General features: G+C 64.4%; 24 protein-coding genes and 1 pseudogene. 15 read left to right on the top strand and 10 right to left on the bottom strand.

What is annotated here, in order from left to right:
* Positions 1-93: 93 nt before the first annotated feature.
* From ftsZ to C442_RS08200, 3 genes are all read right to left on the bottom strand, one after another.
* Positions 94-1,254: a cell division protein FtsZ gene (ftsZ, locus tag C442_RS08210; RefSeq protein ID WP_008309429.1), complete on the bottom strand. Its 1,161-nt coding sequence runs from the start codon at positions 1,252-1,254 to the stop codon at positions 94-96.
* 103 nt (positions 1,255-1,357) lie between these two features.
* On the bottom strand, positions 1,358-2,713 hold the full coding sequence (locus tag C442_RS08205) for a D-aminoacyl-tRNA deacylase (RefSeq protein WP_008309427.1): 1,356 nt from the start codon (positions 2,711-2,713) through the stop codon (positions 1,358-1,360).
* The gene (locus tag C442_RS08200) at positions 2,713-4,098 is read right to left on the bottom strand and encodes a sodium:calcium antiporter (protein WP_167320673.1); all 1,386 of its coding nucleotides are present in this window, start codon (positions 4,096-4,098) and stop codon (positions 2,713-2,715) included. The genes C442_RS08205 and C442_RS08200 overlap by 1 nt, the downstream gene beginning before the upstream one ends.
* Positions 4,099-4,211: 113 nt before the next feature.
* Between C442_RS08200 and C442_RS08195 the strand changes: the two genes are divergently transcribed.
* The 5 genes from C442_RS08195 (at position 4,212) to C442_RS08175 (ending at position 8,784) form a co-directional block, all read left to right on the top strand.
* The gene (locus tag C442_RS08195) at positions 4,212-5,009 is read left to right on the top strand and encodes a shikimate dehydrogenase (protein ID WP_008309423.1); all 798 of its coding nucleotides are present in this window, start codon (positions 4,212-4,214) and stop codon (positions 5,007-5,009) included.
* 50 nt (positions 5,010-5,059) lie between these two features.
* A complete protein-coding gene (locus C442_RS08190) occupies positions 5,060-5,677 on the top strand; it encodes a helix-hairpin-helix domain-containing protein (RefSeq protein WP_008309421.1) in 618 nt (205 codons plus the stop codon).
* A gap of 70 nt (positions 5,678-5,747) precedes the next feature.
* On the top strand, positions 5,748-7,217 hold the full coding sequence (pabB, locus tag C442_RS08185; RefSeq protein ID WP_008309419.1) for an aminodeoxychorismate synthase, component I: 1,470 nt from the start codon (positions 5,748-5,750) through the stop codon (positions 7,215-7,217).
* Positions 7,214-7,927, top strand: a complete 714-nt coding sequence (locus tag C442_RS08180) for an anthranilate synthase component II (RefSeq protein WP_008309418.1) — start codon at positions 7,214-7,216, stop codon at positions 7,925-7,927. The genes pabB and C442_RS08180 overlap by 4 nt, the downstream gene beginning before the upstream one ends.
* The gene (locus C442_RS08175) at positions 7,912-8,784 is read left to right on the top strand and encodes an aminotransferase class IV (RefSeq protein WP_008309417.1); all 873 of its coding nucleotides are present in this window, start codon (positions 7,912-7,914) and stop codon (positions 8,782-8,784) included. The genes C442_RS08180 and C442_RS08175 overlap by 16 nt, the downstream gene beginning before the upstream one ends.
* Positions 8,785-8,859: 75 nt before the next feature.
* Here C442_RS08175 and C442_RS08170 read toward each other — a convergent pair whose 3' ends face one another.
* Together C442_RS08170 and C442_RS08165 are read right to left on the bottom strand one after the other, a co-directional pair.
* A complete protein-coding gene (locus C442_RS08170; protein ID WP_008309416.1) occupies positions 8,860-10,161 on the bottom strand; it encodes an alpha-amylase domain-containing protein in 1,302 nt (433 codons plus the stop codon).
* A gap of 259 nt (positions 10,162-10,420) precedes the next feature.
* Entirely contained in the window at positions 10,421-11,479 is a 1,059-nt protein-coding gene (locus C442_RS08165) for a saccharopine dehydrogenase family protein (protein WP_008309415.1), read from the bottom strand.
* Positions 11,480-11,695: 216 nt separating this feature from the next.
* Here C442_RS08165 and C442_RS08160 point away from each other — a divergent pair, with 216 nt between their 5' ends.
* The gene (locus C442_RS08160; protein WP_008309414.1) at positions 11,696-12,112 is read left to right on the top strand and encodes a Rieske (2Fe-2S) protein; all 417 of its coding nucleotides are present in this window, start codon (positions 11,696-11,698) and stop codon (positions 12,110-12,112) included.
* A gap of 96 nt (positions 12,113-12,208) precedes the next feature.
* Here C442_RS08160 and C442_RS08155 read toward each other — a convergent pair whose 3' ends face one another.
* Positions 12,209-12,499 (bottom strand): transcriptional regulator, encoded by a 291-nt coding sequence (locus C442_RS08155; protein ID WP_004592932.1) that lies wholly within the window; start codon positions 12,497-12,499, stop codon positions 12,209-12,211.
* 125 nt (positions 12,500-12,624) lie between these two features.
* Between C442_RS08155 and C442_RS08150 the strand changes: the two genes are divergently transcribed.
* On the top strand, positions 12,625-13,491 hold the full coding sequence (locus tag C442_RS08150; protein WP_008309413.1) for a universal stress protein: 867 nt from the start codon (positions 12,625-12,627) through the stop codon (positions 13,489-13,491).
* Positions 13,492-13,553: 62 nt separating this feature from the next.
* Here the strand turns inward: C442_RS08150 and C442_RS08145 are convergent, their stop codons facing one another.
* On the bottom strand, positions 13,554-14,189 hold the full coding sequence (locus C442_RS08145) for an FAD-dependent oxidoreductase (RefSeq protein WP_008309412.1): 636 nt from the start codon (positions 14,187-14,189) through the stop codon (positions 13,554-13,556).
* 205 nt (positions 14,190-14,394) lie between these two features.
* Between C442_RS08145 and C442_RS08140 the strand changes: the two genes are divergently transcribed.
* The 4 genes and pseudogenes from C442_RS08140 (at position 14,395) to C442_RS08125 (ending at position 19,528) form a co-directional block, all read left to right on the top strand.
* Positions 14,395-16,155 carry a 2-oxoacid:acceptor oxidoreductase subunit alpha gene (locus tag C442_RS08140; RefSeq protein WP_008309411.1) on the top strand — a complete coding sequence of 587 codons (1,761 nt, stop codon included), beginning with the start codon at positions 14,395-14,397 and terminating at the stop codon, positions 16,153-16,155.
* The gene (locus C442_RS08135) at positions 16,152-17,015 is read left to right on the top strand and encodes a 2-oxoacid:ferredoxin oxidoreductase subunit beta (protein WP_008309410.1); all 864 of its coding nucleotides are present in this window, start codon (positions 16,152-16,154) and stop codon (positions 17,013-17,015) included. Before C442_RS08140 ends, C442_RS08135 begins: the two co-directional genes overlap by 4 nt.
* 258 nt (positions 17,016-17,273) lie before the next feature.
* Positions 17,274-18,058: pseudogene (locus C442_RS08130) on the top strand (methyltransferase domain-containing protein).
* Between the two features lie 99 nt (positions 18,059-18,157).
* Complete coding sequence (locus C442_RS08125; RefSeq protein ID WP_008309405.1) at positions 18,158-19,528, top strand: cryptochrome/photolyase family protein; 1,371 nt, start codon at positions 18,158-18,160, stop codon at positions 19,526-19,528.
* Between the two features lie 22 nt (positions 19,529-19,550).
* Here C442_RS08125 and C442_RS08120 read toward each other — a convergent pair whose 3' ends face one another.
* The 3 genes from C442_RS08120 to C442_RS08110 form a co-directional block, all read right to left on the bottom strand.
* Positions 19,551-20,036, bottom strand: a complete 486-nt coding sequence (locus C442_RS08120; protein ID WP_008309403.1) for a metal-dependent hydrolase — start codon at positions 20,034-20,036, stop codon at positions 19,551-19,553.
* Positions 20,036-20,584 carry a COG1361 family protein gene (locus C442_RS08115; RefSeq protein ID WP_049942895.1) on the bottom strand — a complete coding sequence of 183 codons (549 nt, stop codon included), beginning with the start codon at positions 20,582-20,584 and terminating at the stop codon, positions 20,036-20,038. The genes C442_RS08120 and C442_RS08115 overlap by 1 nt, the downstream gene beginning before the upstream one ends.
* Before the next feature lie 68 nt (positions 20,585-20,652).
* On the bottom strand, positions 20,653-21,819 hold the full coding sequence (locus C442_RS08110; RefSeq protein ID WP_008309399.1) for a hypothetical protein: 1,167 nt from the start codon (positions 21,817-21,819) through the stop codon (positions 20,653-20,655).
* A 111-nt stretch (positions 21,820-21,930) separates the two neighbouring features.
* Between C442_RS08110 and C442_RS08105 the strand changes: the two genes are divergently transcribed.
* The 4 genes from C442_RS08105 (at position 21,931) to C442_RS21510 (ending at position 24,848) form a co-directional block, all read left to right on the top strand.
* Positions 21,931-23,166, top strand: a complete 1,236-nt coding sequence (locus tag C442_RS08105) for a digeranylgeranylglycerophospholipid reductase (protein ID WP_008309398.1) — start codon at positions 21,931-21,933, stop codon at positions 23,164-23,166.
* Positions 23,167-23,220: 54 nt separating this feature from the next.
* Entirely contained in the window at positions 23,221-23,934 is a 714-nt protein-coding gene (locus C442_RS08100) for an NAD(+)/NADH kinase (protein WP_008309396.1), read from the top strand.
* A 41-nt stretch (positions 23,935-23,975) separates the two neighbouring features.
* The gene (locus C442_RS08095) at positions 23,976-24,437 is read left to right on the top strand and encodes a DUF7313 family protein (RefSeq protein ID WP_008309394.1); all 462 of its coding nucleotides are present in this window, start codon (positions 23,976-23,978) and stop codon (positions 24,435-24,437) included.
* A gap of 234 nt (positions 24,438-24,671) precedes the next feature.
* On the top strand, positions 24,672-24,848 hold the full coding sequence (locus C442_RS21510) for a DUF7317 family protein (protein WP_008309393.1): 177 nt from the start codon (positions 24,672-24,674) through the stop codon (positions 24,846-24,848).
* Positions 24,849-24,874: the final 26 nt, after the last annotated feature.

The following is a 24,874-nucleotide window of genomic DNA, read 5'->3' as shown; positions in this document are numbered from 1 at the left end:
CGGCGAGAGTATCATTTATGATAGCAAACGTGTGGAGATAAATTCATTTACTGGCAGCTAGGGAGAGTCAGAAAACTGAGACGACGAGGCAGTTCAGTCGACGTAGTCGATGTCTTCGCCGAGTTGCTGGGCGGCCTTCTCCTGTTCGGCCTCGCTCTGGCCGTAGATCTGTGGGCTCTCGACGCCGGTGACGACGATCATCGTCTCCATCTTGCCCTCGAACTCGTTGTTGACCGACGCGCCCCAGATGATGCGAGCGTCGGGGTCGATGCGGTCGTAGATCTCCTCGACGACGCCCTCGGCTTCCTCGATGCTCATGTCGGGGCCGCCGACGACGTTGACGAGCGCGGAGTTCGCACCGTCGAACTCCACGTCAAGTAGCGGCGAGCGGAGCGCCGAGCGGATGGAGTCTTGGGCCTTGTTCTCGGAGTCGGATTCGCCGAGGCCGATCATTGCGACACCGCCGTTCTCCATGATGGTCCGAACGTCGGCGAAGTCCACGTTGACGAGGCCGGGCTTGGTGATCAGTTCGGTCATGCCCTTGACCGAGCGCATCAGCACGCGGTCACAGATCTTGAACGCGTCCTGCAGCGGCATCGAAGGCGCGTAGTCCAGCAGACGGTCGTTCGGCACGACGATGACCGTATCGGAGACCGACCGAAGTCGTTCGAGGCCGGCGTCGGCGTTGGCACGGCGGCGCTCACCCTCCGCAGTAAAGGGAATCGTCACGATAGAGATGGTGAGTGCGCCGGCTTCCTGGGCGGCCTGTGCGACGACCGGGGCCGCACCCGTCCCGGTCCCGCCGCCGAGACCTGCGGTGACGAACACCATGTCCGAGCCGTCGATAGACTGCTGGATGTCCTCGATGTCCTCCTGGGCGGCCTCCTCGCCGATTTTCGGGACCGAACCCGCACCGCGGCCGCCGGTGCGCTTGCGGCCGATGAGGATCTTGGTGTCGGCGGCCACCTCGTCGGCGAGGTGCTGTGCGTCGGTGTTTGCGGCGACGAGCTTGGCCCCGTGGATGCCCTCCTCCATCATCCGGGTGACCGTGTTCCCGCCGGCACCGCCACAGCCGACGACAGTGATCTTCGTTTCGAGGTCCTTGACGACGCTTGCCAGTTCCTCGTCGGACATCGTCCCGGACGTGGACATGTCCTGGGACGGCGACGATGTCGTTTCGTCGACAGTTCCGCCAGCCGCGTCCTCCCCGTCTTGTTCTGCCTCGTCGATAGCGTCGTCAATTATCGAATCCATAATTTAAAACCCCCTTGCAGACGAACAGTTATTAGTTTTCCCCCTACGTCTGACGCACGTCTGACGTGTTGAGTCCTAGTTTTACCGGCTGACGCGCCAGTGTTCACAGCGTATATCGACGTATACGCTCGCGCTGGAAACGCTCCGGGCCAATCTCTTCGCCGCCGATTTCGACGGATTGGCCCGAGGCGAGTTTCCCGAACTTGGGCCCTTCGGGGATACCGGCCGTTCGTGCGAGGTCCGGGTCGAACGCCGTCTCCCGGGCGACCAGTTCGTCCGCGGTCCAGTCGACGCTGTCGAAGCGCCGTTCGAGGATTTCGACCAGCGGTTCGACGACCGCTTCTATTTCTGTCGCCGCCGGACAGACAATCGGTCCGGTGAGGACAGTCCCGTTTTGCTCGGTCGCGTACGCGATGGACTGGCGTTCGATAGTCTCACGCAGTGCCTCGCTATCGACACCGCGCACGTCCGAAATAAGCTCGCTCGGGAGGTCGATTACGGTCCATTCCCCGTCGTACCCGGGCGCAAGCTCTCCGAACCTGAGACCATCGTCGACCGGCCGGACAGCGTCTTCCAGCGTCTCGACGAGGCCCAGGTCGACACCGGTCGTCTCCCGAACGAACGTCTCACTGATGACACGGTAGCCCAGCGACTCGATCGCTGCCTGGAGGTCCGGCCGGTCACCCTCCATGAGGGCGTAGTCGGCCGCACTGGCCGCCAAAGCGCGTTCGAGAACGGCGTCGCGCTCCGCGTCGCTGTCGGCCCACTCTGCCAGCGCGTCCAAGGACCAGTTGGCGGCGATGTGGCCGACCGCCCAGTCCGTCTCGCGGACGACCCGCTCGAAACGCGGGGCGTAGTGGCCGCCGCCGACGCCGAGGAGGTGGCGGCGCGTCCCGTTTTCCCGCGGCTTGTCGGCCGGCTCGTCGGCGAGGTCCAGTATCGCCCTGGCGGCGGCTTCGGCGGCGTCGGGGTCCGCCCACTGTGGCTCCGCGCTGCCGACCTCGACGAACATCGACGGCACACCGACCTCCGTCGGACCGTGGTGGGTACACTCCATGCCGACCTCGTAGTCCGGCGGGGCGTGGCGCTGGAGCGCCGAAACCACGGCCTCGTGCGCACCGGGACAGGCGCGCGCGAACTGGCCGTCCTCGCCGCCGAACTCCGCGACGCCGAAGTTCCCGGTGTGGTGAGCCGTCAGGAGTTCGTCGGTCTCGCCGGCGTGTTTCGAGGCGAACACCAGCAGATCCGGGTCCTCGAACGCCGCCGGGACGTTTTCGATATCCAGATGTAACGCCTCGAACTCGCGGAGTTCCACGCTGTCAGTCCGGTAGACCGTTCCGCCGCCCTCGGCATCGGGTCGTGTCTCGTCGACGCTCGTTTCCCAGTCCCGCAGAGAGCGCAGGTGCTCGCCGATGTGGGTCGACGCCGCGTCAGCGTGTGAGACGACGATTCCGAGCATCAGTCGGCGTTCTCCGGGTGGATCGGTTCACGGCCCATCGCGGTCCGGACGGCGTCACCGGCCAGCCCGAACAGGTGTTTCAGCGCCTCGCGGCGCTGGACGAACAGCGCCATCCCGACGACGAGATACATCCCCGTGTACGCCAGCAGGAGGTCGTGACTCGATATCGGCAGGTCGAGGAGGTCCCTGATGATAGCGAACTCCAGAATCACCTGCGAGATGAACAGCGCGAACAGCGCGACCGCTTCGCGGATACTGATCTCGAAGTTGACCAGGATGGCGAGCGCGAAGAAGGACTGGGCCGCCGTAATCCATATCTCCGCGCCCTGTCTGGCGTCGAACGGCAGGACGCCGTACTCGCCGAGCGCGATGGAGTACACCACCGCAATAGTCCCGATGAGCAGCGTCCACTGATTGAGCTTCGAGGAGATGAGCGCGTTGAACCCGGCCGTCGACCGGGCCTTGTTGACCAGCACGGCGACGACGATGAGTTCGGGCGACTCGCTCGCCAGCGGGGCGACCCACTGGATCATGAAGAACTCGGGGATTCCGTTCGCGACGCCGATTTCTTCGAGGCCGTGCGCGAACGGCTCGACGGCCGTGAAAATCATCGCGCCGGAGTAGCCAAACAGCGCCAGAACGACCAGCGGCCGCCACGGCAGCGACCACTCCTGGAAGTACTTCGGCACGCCGACGGTGTGCTCGCTGTGTTCGATGTCGGACTTGAGGACGAGCCCGATGTAGGCGACGTAGAGCCCGACCAGAAACAGCGTATCGAAGATACCGATACCGCCGCCAAGGGGGACGAGAAACGCCCACATCGTCGCCAGAAAGAGGAAGGATATCTCGGTCGCGATGTCGGTGTCCAGTTGGACGGCGTCCCGCAGGAACCCGTCGCGTTTCTGTACTGCGGGGTCTCGGGTTTTCGCGGCCCGCCAGACGGTGAACACGGCGATGCCCGCCCAGCCGATGCCGATGAGGATGCGGTTCGCGCCGGTCATGTTCGCGATAGCCAGGTTCGCATCGTGACAGGCCCTGGCCAGCGATGTCGCGCCCGCTTCGATCTCCGCCGGGGAAAACTGCTGACAGGCTTCCGTTGTCGCTCCACCAGCTCCGGCGTTCCAGGCGTACAGCGCGTCGACGGCGTATTCGGGGGCGACTGCGAGAACGGCGAGAACGGCGATAGCGAACGATCTCGGCACGTCTTTCTCGGCCGTTTCAGCGCCCCACGCCAGCAGGAACGACGCCCCGAGGACCGCGATCCCGCTGACGGCGACGGTCGTCACGTTTCCGACTTCGGTACCAGTGACGAACAGATATATCCAGCCAACAGTCAGAGAAACCGTCACTGCGACCTGTACCAGCGGGTGGCGAAGACGACTCACTAGCTCAAACGTAACCGGGTCCGGCTGAAAAGCTTGCGAAAGTGTCGACTGAGTACCCTGACCACTTGCGTGAGAGCGTGGCGTTCATACGACCGGCGCGCGCTGGCGTTGGTATGGACGTTTACGGACTCATCGGAAACCCGGTCGGGCACTCGCTGTCGCCGCCGATGCACGAGGCGGGCTACGAGGCACTGGGGCTTGACGCGCGATACGTCACGTTCGAGCCGGCGGCCGACGCCGGTGCCGAAGCCATCGAAGCGGCGGAGACGCTCGGGATCGACGGCCTCAACGTCACTATCCCGTTCAAACAGGACGTGCTAGACGCCGTCGACCCCGCGCCGCTCGCCGAGCGCATCGGCGCGGTCAACACCGTCGATTTCAGCGGCGACACGCCGACGGGCTACAACACCGACGCGGTTGGGGCGGTCCGGGCGCTGGCCCACCACGACGTGTCGCTGTCCGGCACGGCTGTCGTCGTCGGGGCCGGCGGCGCGGGCCGGGCTGTCGCATTCGGCCTCGCCGACGAGGGGCTGTCGGTGCGAGTCGCCAACCGCACCGAATCGAAAGCAGACGCGCTCGCCGACGAGGTCCCGGCCGCAACCGGCCACGGCCTCGACTCGCTCCCCGACCTGCTCGCGGACGCCGACATCCTCGTCAACTGCACCAGCGTGGGCATGGAGGAAGACGAGACGCCGGTCCCCGCCGATGCGCTGCACAGCGACATCGCGGTGCTCGATGCGGTGTACACGCCAATCGAGACCCGTCTGTTACAGGACGCGGCGGCCGCGGGCGCGACGACAGTCGACGGCGCGTGGATGCTCCTGTATCAGGGGGTCGAAGCGTTTGAACGCTGGACTGGCGAAGACGCGCCCGTGGACCGGATGAACGACCAGTTGCGCGAACACCTGTAGCGGAGCGGTCACCAGCAAGAGATTTGTGTGGGGGATAAATACGTTCATGTATGGGTCTGCTTCAGAAATTGAAATCCGCCCTCGGGCTTGACGGGACTGGGTCATCCGCGTCGGGAACCAATCGCGACGTGGACGTGACCGTCGAGCGAGAGCCCTCTACTGAAGACGAAGACGCTGTGAAGGGGACGAACACCGCGACGACTACCGAGACCCACACATCCGATACCGCGGACGGGGCTGGTGCCGAATCAGGGGACGGGAGTACGACGTCCGTTCAGACGGACGAGTCGGAGACCGCGGCGTCACCGACTGCGACCGACGACGAATCGGCATCTGCGACTGATGACTCTACCACAAAGGCCGAACCAGAAACGGCGGGCGACGACGAGGACAGCGATTCGGCGGCCACCGCTAGTGAGGACTCGACCGAGGCTGATGAGGAGCCAGCCGAATCCGACGAAGAATCGGCTGAGGCCGACGATGATGGAAGCACTGCGCCCGTTACGGATATCAAGGGCATCGGCCCCGCCTACGCCGACCGACTCGCCGAGATCGGTATCGAGACGGTGGGCGAACTGGCCAGCGGGGATGCAGCAGACATCGCCGCGGACACGGACCTCTCAGAGAGCCGCGTTTCGGGCTGGGTCGAGCGGGCCGAAGAGTTCTGAGAGCGTTTACGCCCCATCTCTGTGCGCCGAACCGCAAGGGAATTAGTCGCCGCACTGTTTTCGTTCGGTAATGCAATCGGTCGAAACCGACCGGACTGCGTTCACCGACCTCGCAGCCGACGCGCCCCCGGAGGCACGCGTCCCTGTCGAGGTTCGCGTGGACGTTGATGACCCGTTTCTCGCCTATCGCCGGGCGCGCGACGAGACCGGCGGCGTGTATCTGGCGACCACCGGCGGCCAGTCGGGGTGGGGCTACTTCGGGACGGCCCCGGCGGATTTCCGCGAGGTCGATCCGAGGGAAGGCGGGACTCTCGCCGCGCTGACCGAGTTCCTCGACGGCGAGCGACTGGTCCGCGGCGACTGTGACGTACCGTATCCCTGCGGAGTCGTCGGGTGGCTCTCCTACGACGTGGCGCGGGAACTGGAGTCACTGCCCGACAGCGCCGACGCCGACCGCGCCCTCCCGAACCTGCAGGTGGCTCGTTACGACCGCTTCGCCGCCTGGGAGGAGCCCCGCGGTGAGTCGGTGACGCTGCGCGTGACGGCCTGCCCGCGGGTCGGCGACTTCGAGACGCCAGAACTGGCCTACGAGTTCGGGAAGCAACACGCGCTGGACCTTGCTCGGGCGGCCGAACAGGGCGACCCCGCCGTCGAGGCCCCGCCGGTCGAGGCCGACGAAGCCACGTTCGAGAGCGACTGCACGCGCGAGGAGTTCGCCGAGCGGGTCCGGACGGTCAAGCAGTACATCCGCGAGGGCGACACGTTCCAGGCGAACGTCTCACAGCGCCTCCGCGCACCCGCCGCGGTCCATCCGGTCGAGGCCTTCGACGCACTTCGAACTGTGAACCCGGCACCGTACTCCGCCCTGCTCGAGTTCCCCGGCGTCGACCTCGTTAGCGCGAGCCCGGAACTCCTCTTGCGCCGCGACGGCGACCGGATCGAAACCGAACCCATCGCCGGCACCCGCCCGCGGGGTGAAACACCCGAGGCCGACGACCGACTGGAGGCGGACCTGCTCGACGACGCGAAGGAGCGGGCCGAACACGCCATGCTGGTCGACCTGGAGCGAAACGACCTCGGGAAAGTGAGCAAATTCGGGAGCGTCGAGGTGTCGGACTACCGGCGCATCGACCGCTATTCAGAGGTGATGCACCTCGTCTCGGTCGTCGAGGGCCGACTCCGCGACGGCGCGTCTCTGCAGGACGCTATCGCCGCGGTGTTCCCCGGCGGCACCATCACCGGCGCGCCCAAACCCCGGACGATGGAGATCATCGACGAGGTGGAGGCCACGCGACGGGGGCCGTACACCGGCTCTATCGGCCTGTTCGGCTTCGACGGCCGGGCGACGCTGAACATCGTCATCAGGACCCTGGTCCGATACGCCGAGGAGTACCACCTCCGCGTCGGTGCGGGCATCGTTCACGACTCGGACCCGGACAGCGAGTTCCAGGAGACGCTGGACAAGGGCCGCGCGCTCGTCAACGCCGTCGACGAGGCCCTGGGGCGGCGCGTCGACCTGGCGATGGAGGACCAGCAATGAGCGGAGCTGGTACGACAACCGGCGACCCCGACGCGCCCGCCCCCACCGTCCTGGTCGTCGACAACTACGATTCGTTCGCGTACAACCTCGTCCAGTACGTCGGCGAAGTGGTCATCCGACTCGGCGGAACCGAGGACGACGTGGTCGTCCGGCGCAACGACGCCATCGACGTCGAGGATATCCGCGAACTGGACCCCGACGGCATCGTCGTCTCGCCGGGGCCGGGGACGCCCGAGGAGGCGGGCGTCTCGATACCGATATTCGAGGAACTGGAATATCCGACGCTGGGGGTCTGTCTCGGCCATCAGGCGCTGTGTGCGGCCAACGGCGCACCCGTCGGCCACGCCGAGGCGGTCGTCCACGGCAAGTCCTCGTCGGTTACCCACGACGGCACCGGCGTGTTCGAAGACATTCCGGACCCGTTCGAAGTCGGCCGCTACCACTCGCTAGCGGTCGACCGCGAGAACCTCCCCGACGTATTGATCGAGACGGCGTACACCGTCAACGAAGACGGCTCCACGAACACCGCTGCGACGCCAGACTCGTCCGAACCTGCCACCGCCGACGGCACGGACGAGTCCCAGGTCGTCATGGGCGTCCGCCACAGCAACCGCCCGCACATCGGCGTCCAGTTCCATCCCGAGAGTATTCTGACCGACCACGGCAAGACCATGATCGAGAACTTCTGCCTGCTATGCAATACCACGTAGACGGGGCGCTCGTCCCCGAAGACGAGGCGACGGTGTCGGTGCGCGACCGCGGGTTCATGTACGGCGACGCGGCGTTCGAGACGCTCCGGGCATACGGCGGCGACCCGTTCAAGTGGGAGGCCCACCGCGACCGCCTCCACCGGACGGCCGAGACGCTCGGGTTCGCCGACGCCGTGCCCGATGACCTCCGTGAGCGCGTCGACGAGACGCTCGCGGCCAACGACCTCGACGAGGCGTACGTCCGGCTGTCGGTCACACGGGGCGTCCAGCCCGGGAAGCTCACGCCGGGGAGCGATGTTGACCCGACGGTCGTCGTCATCTGCAAGGGACTTCCGCGGGGCGGGCTCGACGGCGAGCGCGTCTGGGACGAGCCGGCGTCGGTGCAGACGGTCCGGACCCGGCGGATTCCGAGCGAGGCGGTCCCGGCAGACGCGAAGACCCACAACTACCTCAACGGGATTCTCGGTCGGCTCGAACTCCGGAAAGCCGCCGCTGGCGGTGAACCAGCCGACGAGTGTCTCATCCGGGACACGGACGGGAACCTTGCAGAAGGGGCGACGAGCAACCTCTTTTTCGTCACGGACAACGGCCTCCGGACGCCGAGTACGGACCTCGACCTGCTGCCGGGGGTCACCCGCGACGTGGTAATGGACATCGCTCGCGGCGAGGAGTTCCCCGTCGAGACCGGTCACTACTCGCTCGATGCCCTGCGTGACGCCGACGAGGCGTTTCTCACAAACTCGACGTGGGAGATCCGCCCCATCGCGACCGTCGACGGTATCTCCGTGGGGAGCGGGCCAATGACGAAGCTCCTTCAGCGGCTGTTCGACGAGCGAATCGAGGAGCGGTACTACTGATCGCGCTGAAGGTAGTGGAAAGCGAGCCAGCGCTGGTCGCTGGCGTGCCAGCTGACTGGTGTCCGCGTCCGCGGTCTACTCGGGTGCGTAGCAGACCCAACTTGTCGCGGGAACGGTGATCTGGACCCAACTATCGCCGTTGGTCGAGATATTGCCCGCGTTGCCGCTGTAATCGTTGAGTGTCTGGTTCGTCCAGCTCGTGGGGACCCACTTGCTCCGCTGGCCGCTCGCACGGTTCAGGCCGACGAGGAGGTTCCCCTCTCGTTCGTAGACGTACAGGTCCTGGTCGACGTGGCGGGTCTGTGAGCCGCCGCTCGCGAGGTTGTTCCGGATCCAGAGGAGGTTCCGGATATCGTCGTCGTCGACGCTGATACGGTTGCTGTACACGCGTGGATACCCCTCGTACGTGAGGATGTAGGCGTATGCGAGTTTCTCGTAGTCCGGCGGCCCGCTGTCGTGGTTCGAGACGAAGGTAAACGCCTGGAACGGCGACTGATTCACCATGCCGGCGCCGTCGAGCGCCTGCATGTCGCCGTCGCTGTGGAACGCCTCCTCTTTCATCGTGTAATAGAGCGGGTAGTCGGTGACGGACATCCCCGTGTCGGCGTACCCCTGGCAGACGCCGATATCGCCGTCGAGCACCTCACCCACTGTCCAGAGATCGAGATCGTCGGCCCACTGGTTCGCGTAGTCAGCGAAAAACGACTCGGGGACGTGTTTGGCGGCGTCCCAGCGAATGCCGTCGACGCCGAGGTCCGCGTACTTCTGGACGTAGGTCTGTAACTCGCCGCGGACGTACTCGGACTCCTGTTTCAGGTCCTTCAGCCCGACGAGCCAATCGTCCTCGACCGACTCGGGGTCGTCGTAGTTAATGCCGTCTTGCGGGTGGAAATCGCGTTCGCTGAATCGAGGGAGATCCTCGAACGTAATGCCCGGTGCGCCCCGGAAGTCGTCGTTTGCGGCCATGTGGTTGATGACCGCGTCGGCGACGACGTCGAGGCCCTGATTGTGGGCCTCCTGAACCATCGCCTCGTACTCGGCCTCTGTGCCGAACACGCTGTTGAAATCCGTCAGGTCGACGGGCTGATAGCCCAGTGGCGGGTCGGTGACGCCGTTTTGGTGGCTCCGGTCGAGGCGGCTCCGCTGGGCCGGTGGGACCTGAATCGTGTCGTAGCCCTGTTGTGCGACTGTTTCTAGCGTCGCTGTGATTTCTGTCCAGTCTGTGTGGTAGTACTGGTACACCGCGCTATCGCCGACAGCCGCGCTACTGCCGACCGATGTGGCGGTGCCGAATACTGCGGCACCGAGCGCTCCGAGTCCTTTCAGAACGGTTCGCCGAGACGCCTGCTTACTGCCGGTAATTCGGGTTCGGTTCATCTGCTCTCGAAAGTATGTTTCATGTTATCTACCATGCTTTTCCGCAAAAGATGATGAGATTCTACATCATAATAAATAGTTGGTATATGAGATTTATTATGTGTCAGAAATAGAGTATACCTGAACAGTAATACGGAGATTATACGGGGACTAAGTCACTATTTCTACCGCGTTTCCGGCTCCCGAAAGACACACTTCTACGTTCCTATTTTATTTGTGATAGATACCCGACTTTCTCACCAACCTCGAAGTAGTCCGTTCACACCACGTCTTCGCGTTCGACACCGTCGACAGCGAGAATCAGGTCGGGACCGTACGCGCCGGCGGGCGTCTGGAACCCGGCGGGCGCGTCACCGTCAAGGACCCGCTCGGTGATTTCGACGGCCGTCGCCGCCGTGAGGTCGTAGGTGTGTGGCCCTCGCAGTCGGGACTCGACGCGGTCGCCGTCGTCAGTTCTGGCTTCGCCCCAGACGAAACTGGGCACACTTGCGCGCTCTTCAGCGTCGGGTCCCTCGGTCGTCTGCTCGATGACCCACTTGAGCGCGGCTTTCACCGGTGGGAGACCGAGTACGGGCGCGAACAGCCCCGCAAACCGCTGCTGTCGGGCCGCCGACGGCGGCATCGACATGTACACGGTCACGTTCGGTATGCCGGTGGTGTGGTACGCCGTCGACACGTCGCCCCACGGGATCGAGACGGTGTTCGTACCATCGTGTCCCCAGCCGAAGTCTATCTCGCGCGATTCGCTCCCGACGGTCACTCGCTCTATGCGGCCGTCGCGGCGCACCGCCCCGCCTGCGTCGATGTGTTCGACCATCGTCTTCGCGGTTCCCTTCGAGACGCCCATCTCCGCGTGAAACGCCAGCGCCAGCGTGTCGGCGTCGGGCAGCCGGTCGGCGAGGTGTGCAGCGAGGCAGTCCGTCGGGACCACGTCGAAACCGACACCAGGCAGGAGCATGATCCCGGCCTCCCGTGCTTCGCTGTCCCGCTCGTGGATGGCCTCAAACACGTCGAGCTCCCCGGTGATGTCCAGGTAGTGCGTCCCGGTTCGCAGGCAGGCCTCGACCATCGGCTCCCACGTCCGGCTGAACGGGCCGGCGCAGTGGACGACGGCGTCGGCGTCGTCGAGCAGCATGTCGAGCACTTTGGGTTCATCCAGCCCGACGACTTCGGACTCACAGCCGAGTTTGATCGCCTGCGTCGAGAGTTCGTCCCGGTTCCGGCCGGCCAGTACGGGCTCTAACCCCCGGTCGATGGCCGCCTGTGCGATGAGGTTGCCGGTGTAGCCGTACGAGCCGTAAATGACGACATCTCCCATGGCGTCGCGTTCGCAGCGTCCCCCGATAACAGTTGACACTGAATCGACAGCCTGGCCGGTGACCGCTGGCCGCTCACTTCACGAGAGCTTTGGCCGCCCTCTGGCCTCGCTTCTTACTGCTCGGTGCCGTTTCCGTCTGAGTAGCCGTGGCGCTTCACGCGGTTACTCGCCGGGATCGGCGGTTTGAAACGGCTTACGTCCGTACGGATGCGTAGTATGGACGAGGACAGCCGTATCGTCGCGCTGGACGAGGTGCCCGCTGACGGAACCTTTCTGTTCACTGTTCGCGACGGCTTCGACACGAAGGAGGCGATTATCGTCGAGTTGTCCGACGCGGTCGTCGCGTTCGAGAACTACTGTCCACACTGGACAGACGTCCGACTCGACAAAGGCAGTGGGGCGACTGTTCGGAATGGGGAACTGGTGTGTGAGAAACACGGGGCGACGTTCGAATCCGATTCGGGGTTGTGCAACTACGGCCCTTGCGAGGGAGCGGTTCTGGAGGAAGTTTCGATTACCACCGAGGACGGCGTCGTCTACCTGACCGACGAGCGCTACGAGTTCGAAAACCAGGGGCCGTCCGGCGACCACGACCTCTCTTCGCGCGGTCGCATCGGCTTCTCGGGGAACTGAGCGGCTGGAATCGGCTTCTCGGGGAACTGAGCGGCTGGAATCGGCTTCTCGGGGAACTGAGCGGCTGGAATCGGCTTCTCCGGGACTCCGTACCGGTTAGCTGATCCGGTACGCCGGCTCCGAGACCGCTTCGCATTTACACTCCGGACACCGGCTCGGTCGGTTTGTCAGGTCGTCGAAGTCCGTGAAGCCGCACTCCTCGCACTCCGGCGGCGCGACGAGGAGCTGTTCGTCGGTCGATTCCAGGGATTTCGAAATATGCTCTACGTGCGTGAGCGCGTCGCTGGTCTGTATTTCGAACTCGTTCGCGATTGTCCCGGCGGCCATCGCTTCGTCGCGTAGTTGGTCAGCGATGCGCTGGCGCGTCGTCCGACTTGCCTCGCGCATGGGGGATGTTGGCATCCGATTGTTATAGGTTTTGTTCTGGACTCACTGCGACGCAGTGGTGCTCTCCCACGTTCCTGTCCCAGCCACGATACTTTATCACCGACGGCGGTGAATAGCGACACCCAATGTTCGACAGAATCCTCGTTCCGACCGACGGAAGCCCCGGTTCCGAGCGCGCGTTCGAGGTCGCCGCGACGCTCGCCAACACTCACGATGCAGCCGTCCACGTCCTCTCGGTCGTCGACGAACACGGCCCCACGGACGACTGGGACTACGACGGCGACTCCCCAGCAGAAGCCTTCGTCGAGTCCCAGGCCGACCACGTCGACACCGAAGGCCTGTCCGTCACCGCCGCGGTCCGCGAGGGAGTCGTCCACGACGCGGTTCTCGACTACGGCGACGAGACCGATATCGACCTCATCGTCATGGGGACCCACGGCCGCACCGGTGTCCGGCGCTTCCTCCTCGGCAGCGTTACCGAGAAGGTCGTCCGCCTCGCCGACGTACCGGTCCTCTCGGTCAAAGCCGACGCGGAGCCGGGAACCGTCTCGTTCGACGACATTCTGCTCCCAACCGACGGCAGTAGCGGTGCGGAGGCAGCTATCGAACCGACGGGCACGCTCGCAAGCGCGACCGATGCCACCGTCCATCTCGTCTCGGTCGTGGATACGCGATCACTCGGCATCGATGTCGGATCGAGCGTTATCATCGACGAACTGGAGTCTGTCGCGACGGATGCCGTCGGGGATGCATCTGATCGGCTCTCCGGGATGGGAGTCGAGACCGTCGAGACAGCTATCACGCACGGTGTCCCGTATCGGGCCATCCTCGACGCCATCGAGGAGGCTGGTGCCGACCTCGTGGTCATCGGGACTCACGGTCGCACTGGTATCGACCGCTACCTGCTGGGCAGCGTCGCGGAGAAACTGGTCCGAACCTCGCCGGTGCCGGTGATCACTGTTCGAGCGCCGGACGCTGGTGATGAAAGCTAACATCGCTCTCGGTTATCCATCGGTGAAGTCAGGACCGCCCGGCGACACGGCCCTCGACCGACCTATCCGAAGTTCTCGACCTTCGCGTCGTCAGTGCTGACGCCGGCGGCCTCGAGCGCTTCCGCGGCGGCCTCGAGGAAGTCCGCGAAGCCGTAGATGAACACTTGACCGCCGTCCTCGACGGCCTCGGCGACCGGCTCAGTCAGGGGCTCGTCGTCGTCGATGACCGAGACGAGCGCCCCGGCCTTGGCGAGCGCGTCCAGTCGGTCCTCGTGGATCGGCGCGTCGTCCTGGTACACGACTGCGGCCTCGTTGCCGTCGTCCAGCGCACGCTCGGCGATCCCGACCGCCGGGCCGACCCCGGGACCGCCGGCGAGCACGACGACGCGGCTCTCGCCCTCGTAGTAATCCGAACCGAACGGGCCGGCGATGCGGACGCCGTCGCCCGCTTCGAGCGCGCCGAGTTGTGGTGCCAACTCGCCGTCGGGGTCGATACCGACAGTAATCTCGAACGCCTCCTCGACCGTCGGTGAGGAGATGGTGTAGAACCGCGAGATGTCTTCCCCGTCAACGGTCAGCGTCAGCTTGACGAACTGACCCGGCTGTGCGTCGAAGGCGTCCGGCGTCTCGAAGTCAATCGCCACGGTGTCTGGTCCGACGTCTCGGACGGCAACCACGTCGAGGACTCGTTCATCCATACCGGCAAGTGACCGTGACTGGGCAAGGGGGTTACGGTCGCGGAGTGTCACGTTATTCGGTGTTAATTGCCGGTTCTTTCCCACAGACGGGTTATTATGCCGGTTTTCACTCGAAACTACGGCGGAATTCACTCGAAACCGAGTAGTGCGCGCGCGGGCGGTTACGGAAGGCTTTTCCTGCCACGCTGGCTACCCGAGGGATATAATGCCAGAGGACCTGAACTGGGCCATCGGCGGCGAAGCCGGCGATGGAATCGACTCCACCGGGAAGATTTTCGCGCAGGCACTCTCCCGGGCTGGTCGACACGTCTTCACCTCAAAGGACTTCGCCTCCCGCATCCGCGGCGGGTACACTGCCTACAAGGTACGGACGTCAGTCGACCGGGTTGAGAGTGTCGTCGACCGCCTGGACATCCTGATCGCACTCACCGAGCGCACCATCCACGAGAACGAGGACGAACTCCACGAGGATTCCGTCATCATCTACGACGGCGAGCGCTCGACGATGCAGGACGTGGAAGTGCCCGGCGACGCGACGGCACTCGAAGTACCGCTGAAACGACTCGCCGAGGACGCGGGTGGGGCCATCATGCTCAACGTCGTCGCCCTCGGTGCGGCGTGTGAGGTCACCGGCTTCCCCATCGAGAACCTCGACGAAAGCCTCGAAAAGCGCTTCGGCGACAAGGGCGAGGCCATCGTCGAGAACAACAAGGAAGCCGCCCGGAAGGGACAACACTACGTCCAGGAGGAGTACGGCGAGTTCGACTACGACATGGAGACCACCGACGAGGACTACGTGCTCCTCAACGGCGACGAGGCCATCGGCATGGGCGCTATCGCCGCCGGCTGTCGCTTCTACTCCGGCTACCCCATCACACCGGCGACGGACGTGATGGAGTACATGACCGGCCGCGTCGACCAGTTCGGCGGCAAGGTCGTCCAGGCCGAGGACGAACTCTCCGCCATCAACATGGCCCTCGGTGCGGCCCGCGCCGGTGCCCGAGCCATGACCGCTACGTCCGGTCCGGGTATCGACCTGATGACCGAGACGTTCGGGCTTGTCGCCACCAGCGAGACGCCGCTGGTCATCTGTGACGTGATGCGTTCCGGTCCCTCGACCGGGATGCCGACCAAGCAGGAACAGGGCGACCTCAACATGACGCTGTACGGCGGCCACGGCGAGATTCCGCGCTTCGTCGTCGCGCCGACGACCGTCTCGGAGTGCTTCTGGAAGACCGTCGAGGCGTTCAACCTCGCCGAGAAGTACCAGACACCGGTGTTCCTCGTTTCGGACCTCGCGATGGCCGTGACGGAACAGACGTTCTCGCCCGACACCTTCGACATGGACGAGGTCGAGATCGACCGCGGGAAGGTCGTCGACGAGGACGAGATCGACACCTGGCTGGACGAGAAGGGCCGTTTCCAGGCCCACTTCGCGGCCGCCGACGGGGTTTCGCCGCGTGCGTTCCCCGGCACGACCGACGGCGCGCACATGACGACCGGCCTCGAACACGACGAACTCGGTCGCCGGACCGAGGACACGGACGTGCGCATCGAACAGGTCGACAAGCGCCAGCGGAAAGTCGAGACCGCCCGCGAGCAGGAAGACTTCGACTACCGCGAGTTCGGCGACCCCGACGCCGACACCCTCGTCATCTCCTGGGGCTCCAACGAGGGGGCTCTGCGCGAGGGGCTGACACTGCTGGAGGAGGACGGCTACGACGTGCGGTTCCTCTCGGTGCCGTACATCTTCCCGCGGCCGGACCTCTCCGAAGAGATCGAAGCCGCAGAGGACGTCATCGTCGTCGAGTGTAACGCCACCGGCCAGTTCGCGGACGTCATCGAACACGACGTTCTCGAACGGGTTCAGCGCATCAACAAGTACAACGGCGTGCGGTTCAAGGCAGACGAACTGGCGACAGAGATCAAGCAAACGCTTGACACACCCGCGGAGGCAACACAATGAGTTCCGACGTTCGCTTCACAGACTTCAAATCCGACAAGCAACCGACCTGGTGTCCCGGCTGCGGTGACTTCGGGACGATGAACGGCATGATGAAGGCGCTGGCGGAGACGGGCAACGACCCCGACAACACCTTCATCGTCGCCGGTATCGGCTGTTCCGGCAAGATCGGGACGTACATGCACAGCTACGCCCTTCACGGCGTCCACGGCCGCGCCCTGCCGGTGGGCATCGGCGTGAAGATGGCCAACCCGGACCTCGAAGTGATGGTCTCGGGCGGCGACGGTGACGGGTACTCCATCGGTGCCGGCCACTTCATCCACGCCGTCCGCCGGAACGTCGACATGAGCTACGTCGTGATGGACAACCGAATCTACGGGCTGACCAAGGGGCAGGCCTCGCCGACCTCGCGAGAGGACTTCGAGACATCCACCTCGCCCGACGGTCCAAACCAGCCGCCGGTCAACCCGAAGGCGCTGGCGCTGGCCTCTGGTGCCACGTTCATCGCGCAGTCGTTCTCCTCGAACGCACAGCGTCACGCCGAGATCGTCAAGCAGGCCGTCGAGCACGACGGCTTCGGCTTCGTCAACGTCTACTCGCCGTGTGTGACGTTCAACGACGTCGACACCTACGACTACTTCCGCGACGCCATCGTGGACCTCGACGACACCGACCACGACCCCGCGGACCGCGACCAGGCCAAGGACAAGATCCTCGAAAGCGACAAGGAGTACATGGGCGTCCTCTACCAGGACGAGGACTCCGTCCCCTTCGAGGAACGCGAAGGCGTCGAAGGCTCGATGGCCGAGATCCCCGACGGCGCGCCCGAGGGCGCGATGGATCTCGTCCGCGAGTTCTACTAGACCACCTTTTTCGACGGGGGGTTCGCGCTCGCCACTGGCGAGCGCTCAACCCCCGCCCAAAAATCTACGCTAAAAAGGCGACTTCGCGGCGCGCCGCGAAGTCGTGAAACGGCGGCCTGCGGCCGCCGTATACTGGTGGTTCTATTTGAACCGGTAACAGTGACGGTTTCTCAGTAGTAAATCCCAGGGCCGAGTTGAGTCGAGTGCAACGCTACCGAATGGTTTTATTTATGACAGCTGAATGGGCAGTGTACGGAAATGGGCGGCACACTCGACTACGACGAGGCGGAAGCCCGGCAAGAGGAAGCGATATACAGCACGCCGGCGGCCGTGGCGCGACGGGAGCGAGTACGGGACCTGTTCGCGCCCGAACCAGGCGACAAGGTTCTCTCTATCGGCTGTGGGCCGGGCTTTGAGCCGGCAGAGATCGGCTGGACGGTCGGCAATGCGGGACACGTTCACGGTATCGACCGGAGCAAGGCGATGCTCGAACTCGCCCGAGCGCGCTGTGCCCCGCTACCGCAGGTGACTCTAGCACAGGGAAACGCCGATGACCTCCCAGTGGCCGATGGATCGGTTGACGCGGCCGTCGCAGTACAGGTGTTTGAGTACCTCGAATCGGTTGATTCAGCGCTTTCGGAACTGGCCCGCGTCCTCCGACCCGGCGGGTCTGCCGTCGTCTGTGACGCCGACTTTTCTTCGCTGGTGTGGCGCAGCCCCAATCCCGAGCGAATGGCGCGCGTTCTCGATGCCTTCGACGACCACTGCCCGCACCCGCGGCTGGGCTCCCGCCTCGCCCCGCACCTCCGCGGGGCCGGACTGACGATTGACCGGGTCGAACCGAACGCCATCGTCAACACCAGCCTCGACGACACCTTCGCGGCCCACCTCATGGCGTTCATCGAGGACTACGCGGCCGACCACGAAGCTTCGGGCCAACAGCGGCACAGGCCTGGGCCGATGACCTCCGAGAACAGGCGGCCCACGGGGAGACCTTTTTCAGTTTCACGCAGTACTGCTACCTCGTTCACAAGCCCGCGTAGCGGTCTCAGTGTCCCGACCACAGACTGTGCTGTGGCCTTGACTCACACACACAATAGTATCGGGTTCGGACCCATATGCCGGTATCCCCAATGTGAGGTATGTACGTCTTCTGGCACCAGCGTGATCTCCGGATACCGGACAACCGGGGGTTGACTGCCGCCGCCGCAGACGACGAGGTGTTGCCGGTGTACGTTCTCGACACGGACCTGCTGTCAAGCGCCGGGAAGCGACAGCGGGCGTTCCTCCTGGCCGGCGTTCGAGCGCTGAAACAGGCCTACCGGGACCACGGCGGGGACTTGCTCGTCAGGGAGGGCTCTGCCGTCGATGTGCTCTCGGATATCGTCAAGGAGTACGACGCTAGCAAGGTGTACTACAACGAGCACTACCGGCCCGCGCGGCGGAACCGTCAGCGGCGGGTCGACGAGGCGCTCCCGACGAAGTCGCTGACCGACCTCGTACTCGTCGACCCGGCGGGGCTCGATAGCCAATACGAGAACCACAGCCGGTTCTACGACGACTGGCAGGCCCACCACAAGCTACCGCCGGTGGACCGGCCGGAGGCGGATTCGCTCGTCGACGTCTCGGAGCCGACGACGGCTCCGACCATCGATACGGATATCGACCTGCCGACGCCCGGCTACGAGGGCGCACGGCAGCGGTACGACGACTTTCTCGCCGGTGGTATCGAGACGTACAACGACACTCGCGACGATATGCAGGCCGCCGTCGAGCGGCCCACCAGCGCCGTCTCGCGTATGTCGCCGTATCTCGCTGCGGGGATGATCGGTGTCCGAGAGATGTGGCGCGACGCGTCCGACCGCCACGCCGAAGCCACCGGCGACGCCCAGCGGAACATCCAGAAGTACCGCTACGAACTCTCCTGGCGCGAGCAGAACTACCATCTACTGTACTACAACCCCACATTGCTGTCGGAGAACTACAAGGCGTTCCCGAACCCCATCGAATGGGAAAACGACGAGGACAACGTCGGGGCCTGGAAGCGTGGCGAAACGGGGTATCCGTTCGTCGACGCTGGCATGCGCCAGCTCGAACGGGAGGGATACATCCACAACCGACCGCGTCAGAACGTCGCTTCCTTCCTCACGAAGCATCTCCTCGTGGACTGGCGCGAGGGGGCCCGTCATTTCCGCCGGAAGCTCGTCGACCACGATCCCGCCAGCAACGCCGCGAACTGGCAGTGGACAGCATCGACCGGGACCGACTCCGTGGACGTACGTATCTTCGACCCGGTCGCACAGATGAGCAAGTACGACAGCGGGGCGGACTACGTCACGGAGTATGTGCCAGAGCTTCGCGACGTTCCGGCGAACAAAATCGTCGACTGGCCGACGCTCTCGGACGGCGAGCGCGAGGAACTGGCACCGGAATACCCACATCCAATCGTCGACCGGAACGCCGCCTACGAGCGAGCCCAGCGCGTGTTCCAGACGGCGTTGGGGAAGCGCTGAGGGAGGGGCGAGGGAAGTGGCGCTACGCTCTGTACTGTACGAGGAGATAGGCCGCCACTGCAACGGAACCGGTGACCCCAGTAAGCCAGATATCCGTACTCAGATACAGTCCCGGCGTCGGCGGGTGGTACTGCGTCAGCGGCCACAGCACTTCGTAGGACCGCCCAGAGGCTTTCAGCAGGAGCGCATCGGCAAACAGGTGACTGGCCGCTCCGAGCGACAGCAGACCGAACACGCGGCGTCGGTCGGAGCGGTTCACTACGACCACGCCGACGAGGACGGCGACGAGAGCGCCGCCGAGCGTATGGACGCCCAGCCAGTCGAACGGGATATCCAGTGCTGCCTCGACGGTTGCAGCATCCACGAGAAGCTTGATCTTCGCCATGTCCGGGATGAACGCGCCGGCCATCCCAACGGTGACGTACTCCCCAGAGAGCCAGTCGTACCGCAGTGACAGGAGGGTGCAGATGGTGAACGCGATGAAAGCGTGCGAGAGTAGATCCGGCATCAGGCACGTACCTCCCGCATCATCGTAAGGAGCGCTCGTATCGGCCTGAGCGGCTCTTCACGCCGGCACAGTGCCCCCGTTTGCCAGTCAAGCCGCCAGCCACAGATCAGTCGCCCGAGGGTCCACAGGCCAGCGAGGGCGGACACGAGGTACATCGCAGCGTAGTTCATCGCCGGGACGCTCACGCTGTTCTCCGCGGTGATAGTCCGGTCCGAGCCGAGCGTGCCATACACCTGCAGCGATTCGCCTTCGGCGACGGCTGTGCCGACGTTCCGGACCGTGACTGTGAGCGTCCCGCTGTGGCGCTCGCCGCCAGTAGCGTACTCGTACTCGACGGCGATTTCGACGGGGCTGGTCCCACTGACCGTGCCGGTCACCTGAACGTACTCGCCGACGTGGCTGTCGTAGTCCTCGGCCAGTGCGTCCTCGGCTGGGTAGTCACCCAGCGCCGGAGCGGGCGTGGCCGCACCGAATCCGACCATGAGCGCGAACAGCACGGCCAACAGTCCACAGATAGCGACGACCCTGCCCACCCACGAGTGAAGCATTCAAATTCCGGTGCGGGCGGCGGGATATAAACTCTGGCGTTTGGGTCGAGTCGCTGTCGTTCGTGCGCCTACTCGGGCTTGCCGGGTAGGACGTCCGGGTCGCCGGAGCGGTAGATGTACTCGACAGCGACGCCGGTCAGCGGCGAGTCGGCGGCCGTCGCGTACGACTTCGCGAGGTCGAGATACTGTTCGGTCACGTCGACGACGCGCCGATAGGCGGCTTCGTCGTCGGGCGCGAGCAGGTACTCGGCGGTGACTGGCGTCAGTTGCCCCTCCGCGCGGTCGTCCTCGTAGTCGTCGACATCGTCGAGCCACACCTGCGCACCGATGATGGCGAGGACGATGGCCTTCGCGAACTCGTCGTCGATATCGAGGCCGGCGAGTCGGTAGAGGTCCAGCATCCCGTCGTAGAGGACGCCGACGCGGGCGTACTGGGTCTTGCTGTAGGGGAGTTCCTTTTCGGTCTCGGTGAGTGTCGCCGGCTCCTCGTCGTACTCGGCGAACTTGTACTCCTCGCGGATATCGGTCAGAGAGTCCTCGTCACCGTCCTCGGCCGCGGTCATCAGCTCCCGGAAGTAGCCGTCGCGGTCCTGATGGGCCTCGCTGTAGTCGACGGCCCACTGGTAGGCGTTCTCGACGACAGGTGGCATATCCTCCAACAGGCCGTCGAGGTGGGACTGTAGCGCGGATTGGGCGACCTCGGCGACGCGGCGGCGGTCGGCTTCACTCGCGTCAAAGTCAACCTCGAAATCTTCGAACTCGTCGTCGTTGATGGCGTCGCGCATGTCGCCGTCGATGAGCGCCTCGATGGAGAGGCGAGTCATCTGCTCGGCGCGGACGACCATCTCGCGGGGCGCGAGGTCCTGTGCCGGCCCCTTTTCCAGTGCCGTCTCGTCGACAGTCGGCACGCCGTCGGCGATAGCGTCGATAACGGGGTCGCCGGGTGCCTGCTGACGGGCGTTGCGGTAGACGTAGCCGAGCGTCAGCTGCGCGGGCAGGATGAGCTTCGTGTCATAGGAGAACTCGACCGGACGGCCGAACTCGTCTTCGAGGGCGTCCTCGATGCGGTCGGTCACGTCGTCGACCATCGCCTCGGTGCGGTCGTCGATCTCGGATTTCAGCGAGAGGCTGCCGGCGTCGAACACGCCGGTGTCCGCGTAGTATCCCAGTACCGCCCGTACGGCCGTGGGAAGCCGCCGCCTGTCCGCGAGCACGCCCGCGCCTGTCTTGAACATTGTATGTCGCCCCGGGTGTTCCCGTCATGGTAGTGGGGCCGTCTTTACCCTTTCGAGACCGCCCTCGGTGTATTCGGAAAGACTGATTACCGACAGGGAATACCCACAACCATGCGCGAGCGCTTTGACGTGGTGATAGCCGGAGCCGGGCCCGCTGGGGCGCAGTGTGCCCGTGATCTAGCGGAGCGAAACTACGAGGTGCTCGTTCTCGAAACCGAGTCCGAAGACGAGTTCCCGCGTCAGAGCAACAAGTCCACCGCCGGGACGTTCATGTCGGCGATGACGGGCTTTGCGATTCCCGATGACGTGGTGATGAACTACACGGACGACGTCGTGCTCGAATCCCCCAACGACCACTACGTCCGCAATCAGACCGGGGCCGTCCTGGAGTTCGCGGAGTTCAAACAGTGGCTCGTCTCGGAGGGTCGGAGCAAGGGTGCGACCTACCGCTTCGACGCCCGTGTCTCAGCACCGATCATGGAGAACGGGGAGATCGTCGGCGTCCGGTACGACGGCGACGAGGAGGTGTACGCCGACATCGTCATCGACGCCACCGGCCCTGCCGCGCCACTGGCGAAGAAACTCGACGTGTGTAACCTCAAGCGGGATCATCAGGCTATCGGTGTCGAGTACGAGTTCGAGGGCGTCGAAGTCAACCACGACGACTACGCCGACCTCCGGGACGCGATGATGCTCCGCCTGGATCACGACCTCGCCCCGGGCGGCTACTCCTGGATTTTCCACACCGGCGACGACACGGCGAAGGTCGGCCTCTGTTACATACAGAACGGCTCCCACCAGAAGTACGCGAAAGACGGGATGGGCATCGACGACTATCTGGAGTACTGGCTCGATTCGGACCCCAGATTCGACGAGGCCGAAAAGATTGAGGGTACGCAGGCCCACCGCGGGTCGGCCCACATCCAGCCGCCTGACTCGATGAGCACGGACAACTTCATGGCTATCGGTGACACCGTCCCGACCGTCGACCCGCTGTGGGGCGAGGGCATCCACAAGGGGATGAAATCGGCCCGCGCCGCCGCCGCGACAGCCGATTCGGCGCTCAAGCCCGACGAACCCGACACCTCCGCGGAGAACCTCTCTGTCTACGATCAGCTCTGGCACAGCGAGGTGGCTCCGAAACACAACGCCCGCCTGATGATGACGGAACTGCTGTATCTCGCTCCGAACGACCGGTACGATCAGCTGATGGACGACCTCCGGAGTACTGGACAGGACACCCTCAGACAGATCAACGGCGGCGACCGTCGGGCGATTGCGAAGCTCACCCACCTCTCGGATATGCCGATTCTCGTCGAATACGCGCGCCGTCGCCTCGATATTTGAAGCGACCGCGCGGAGTGCGGCAGGTTTTTTTCCGCCGGCCCGGAGTTTCAGATGATGGGAACCCCCGTTGGTGTGGTCGGTGACGACGCCCTGGCAGACGTGCTTCGAGACGCCGGCGTGGCTGTTGCGCGGGGTAGTGACGGCACCGTTCCGAAGACTGACCGGGTCGTGGCGGTCGGTGAAGACGCCGTCGCTGCCGCGGCGCGGGCCGACGGTGACCCGCTCGTGTTGCCAGTCGCGGCTGGTCGCGGCGTCCGGTCAGTACCGCGAGACGACGTTGTCGCCGCTGTGTCGGGGCTTGCTGACGCCCGGGTTGAGACGCATCCGGTCCTCCGCGTGACGATGCCTGACGGCACGGTCGAACAGGCGTTCTGGGACGTGACCCTCGTCACCGCCGACGCCGCTCGCATCTCCGAGTTCACTATTGCGTCGACAGCCGACCGCATCGGGCAGTTCCGGGCCGACGGCGTCGTAATCGCAACGGCCGCCGGCTCACCGGGCTACGCCCACCGCGTCGGCGGCCCGATTCTGGCGCCATCGGACCAGGCAGTGGTGGCACCGATCGCACCGTTCGCGACCGACCCGGATCACTGGGTGTTGCCTGTCGCCGGACTCAGTGCCTCGGTCGAGCGCGACGAGGCGACCGTCGAGTTACTCGTCGATGACCGCGTATCGCAGCCCGTGGGCTATCAGGAGAGTATCACGATCTCGCTCGGGTCCCCCGTTCGGACCGCCGTCGTCGACGAGGGCCAGTCCAGATTCGAGTGAGATGGGAAAGACACTAATGGACGGTGGACAGAGCTTTGCATATGCAGCCATCCGTAACGTTCTTTGGGCCACTGGATACCATTCTGGGGAGCCCCACAGTCGGCGGCGCGCTCCTCATCGAATACGTCATCTTCGGAGTGGTAATTGTCAACTTCCTGACCCGGCAGCTCGCCCACAGAAGCCACGTCAAACAGTACGAAAACGATGGCGCGGACGCGGTCAGCCGCCACCCGGCGCACACGTTCACCAACATCGCGCTGGTCGTGCTGTCGTTTTTCTACATGACGCTCCACCATCACGGCGGAATGGTCCTGTCGGTACTCGTCCTCGGCGCAGTCATCACCGACTTCTTCGAGTTCGAATCCCGGAAGGTCGAGGCGCGCCGTGACATTCCGCTCGAACGGCCGAAGGGAGCCATCGTCGCCGCCCTCGTAGTGTTCATGTACGCGGGCTACCAGAGCCTGTTCTGGGTCATCAAGGGTCCCTGGAGCGCCATCATCTAAACACGGTTTCTCGTTCTGTCGTCTTCGAGTGCCTATAATCGGCTAGTCGCGCGTACTGATAGCCCTACGTGTGTGGTCGGCAAGCAATATCTGTTTCAATATCTTACTTCTGCACACTTCTCTGCCAGAATAGAGAACATATATTTTATTTTTTCCAACAAGTCCGACTGCTTGTCCTATAAACAGGCGAAATAGTTTAATACTCGCACTGTATTTGTCTCGGTGTAGACGAAGATGTCACACAGGTCCCTCACAACGGCGCTGACACTGTATCGCGGGGAAACACTCACACTCGAAGAGGCGGCGACGTACAGCGGGGTGTCACCAACAAAATTCGCTGTGGCGCTTCGCTCGCGCGGCATTCAGGTGCGTGACGAAGACGGCGCGCCAGTCGACCAGACTCCGAACTGAGAGTGGCGTCGGTCCCGCAGAAAAGG

The organism is Haloarcula amylolytica JCM 13557 (assembly GCF_000336615.1).
GTDB classification, from domain to species: domain Archaea; phylum Halobacteriota; class Halobacteria; order Halobacteriales; family Haloarculaceae; genus Haloarcula; species Haloarcula amylolytica.
Note: the sequence above shows the minus strand (reverse complement) of the source record. Positions and strands in the feature narration are given on the sequence as shown.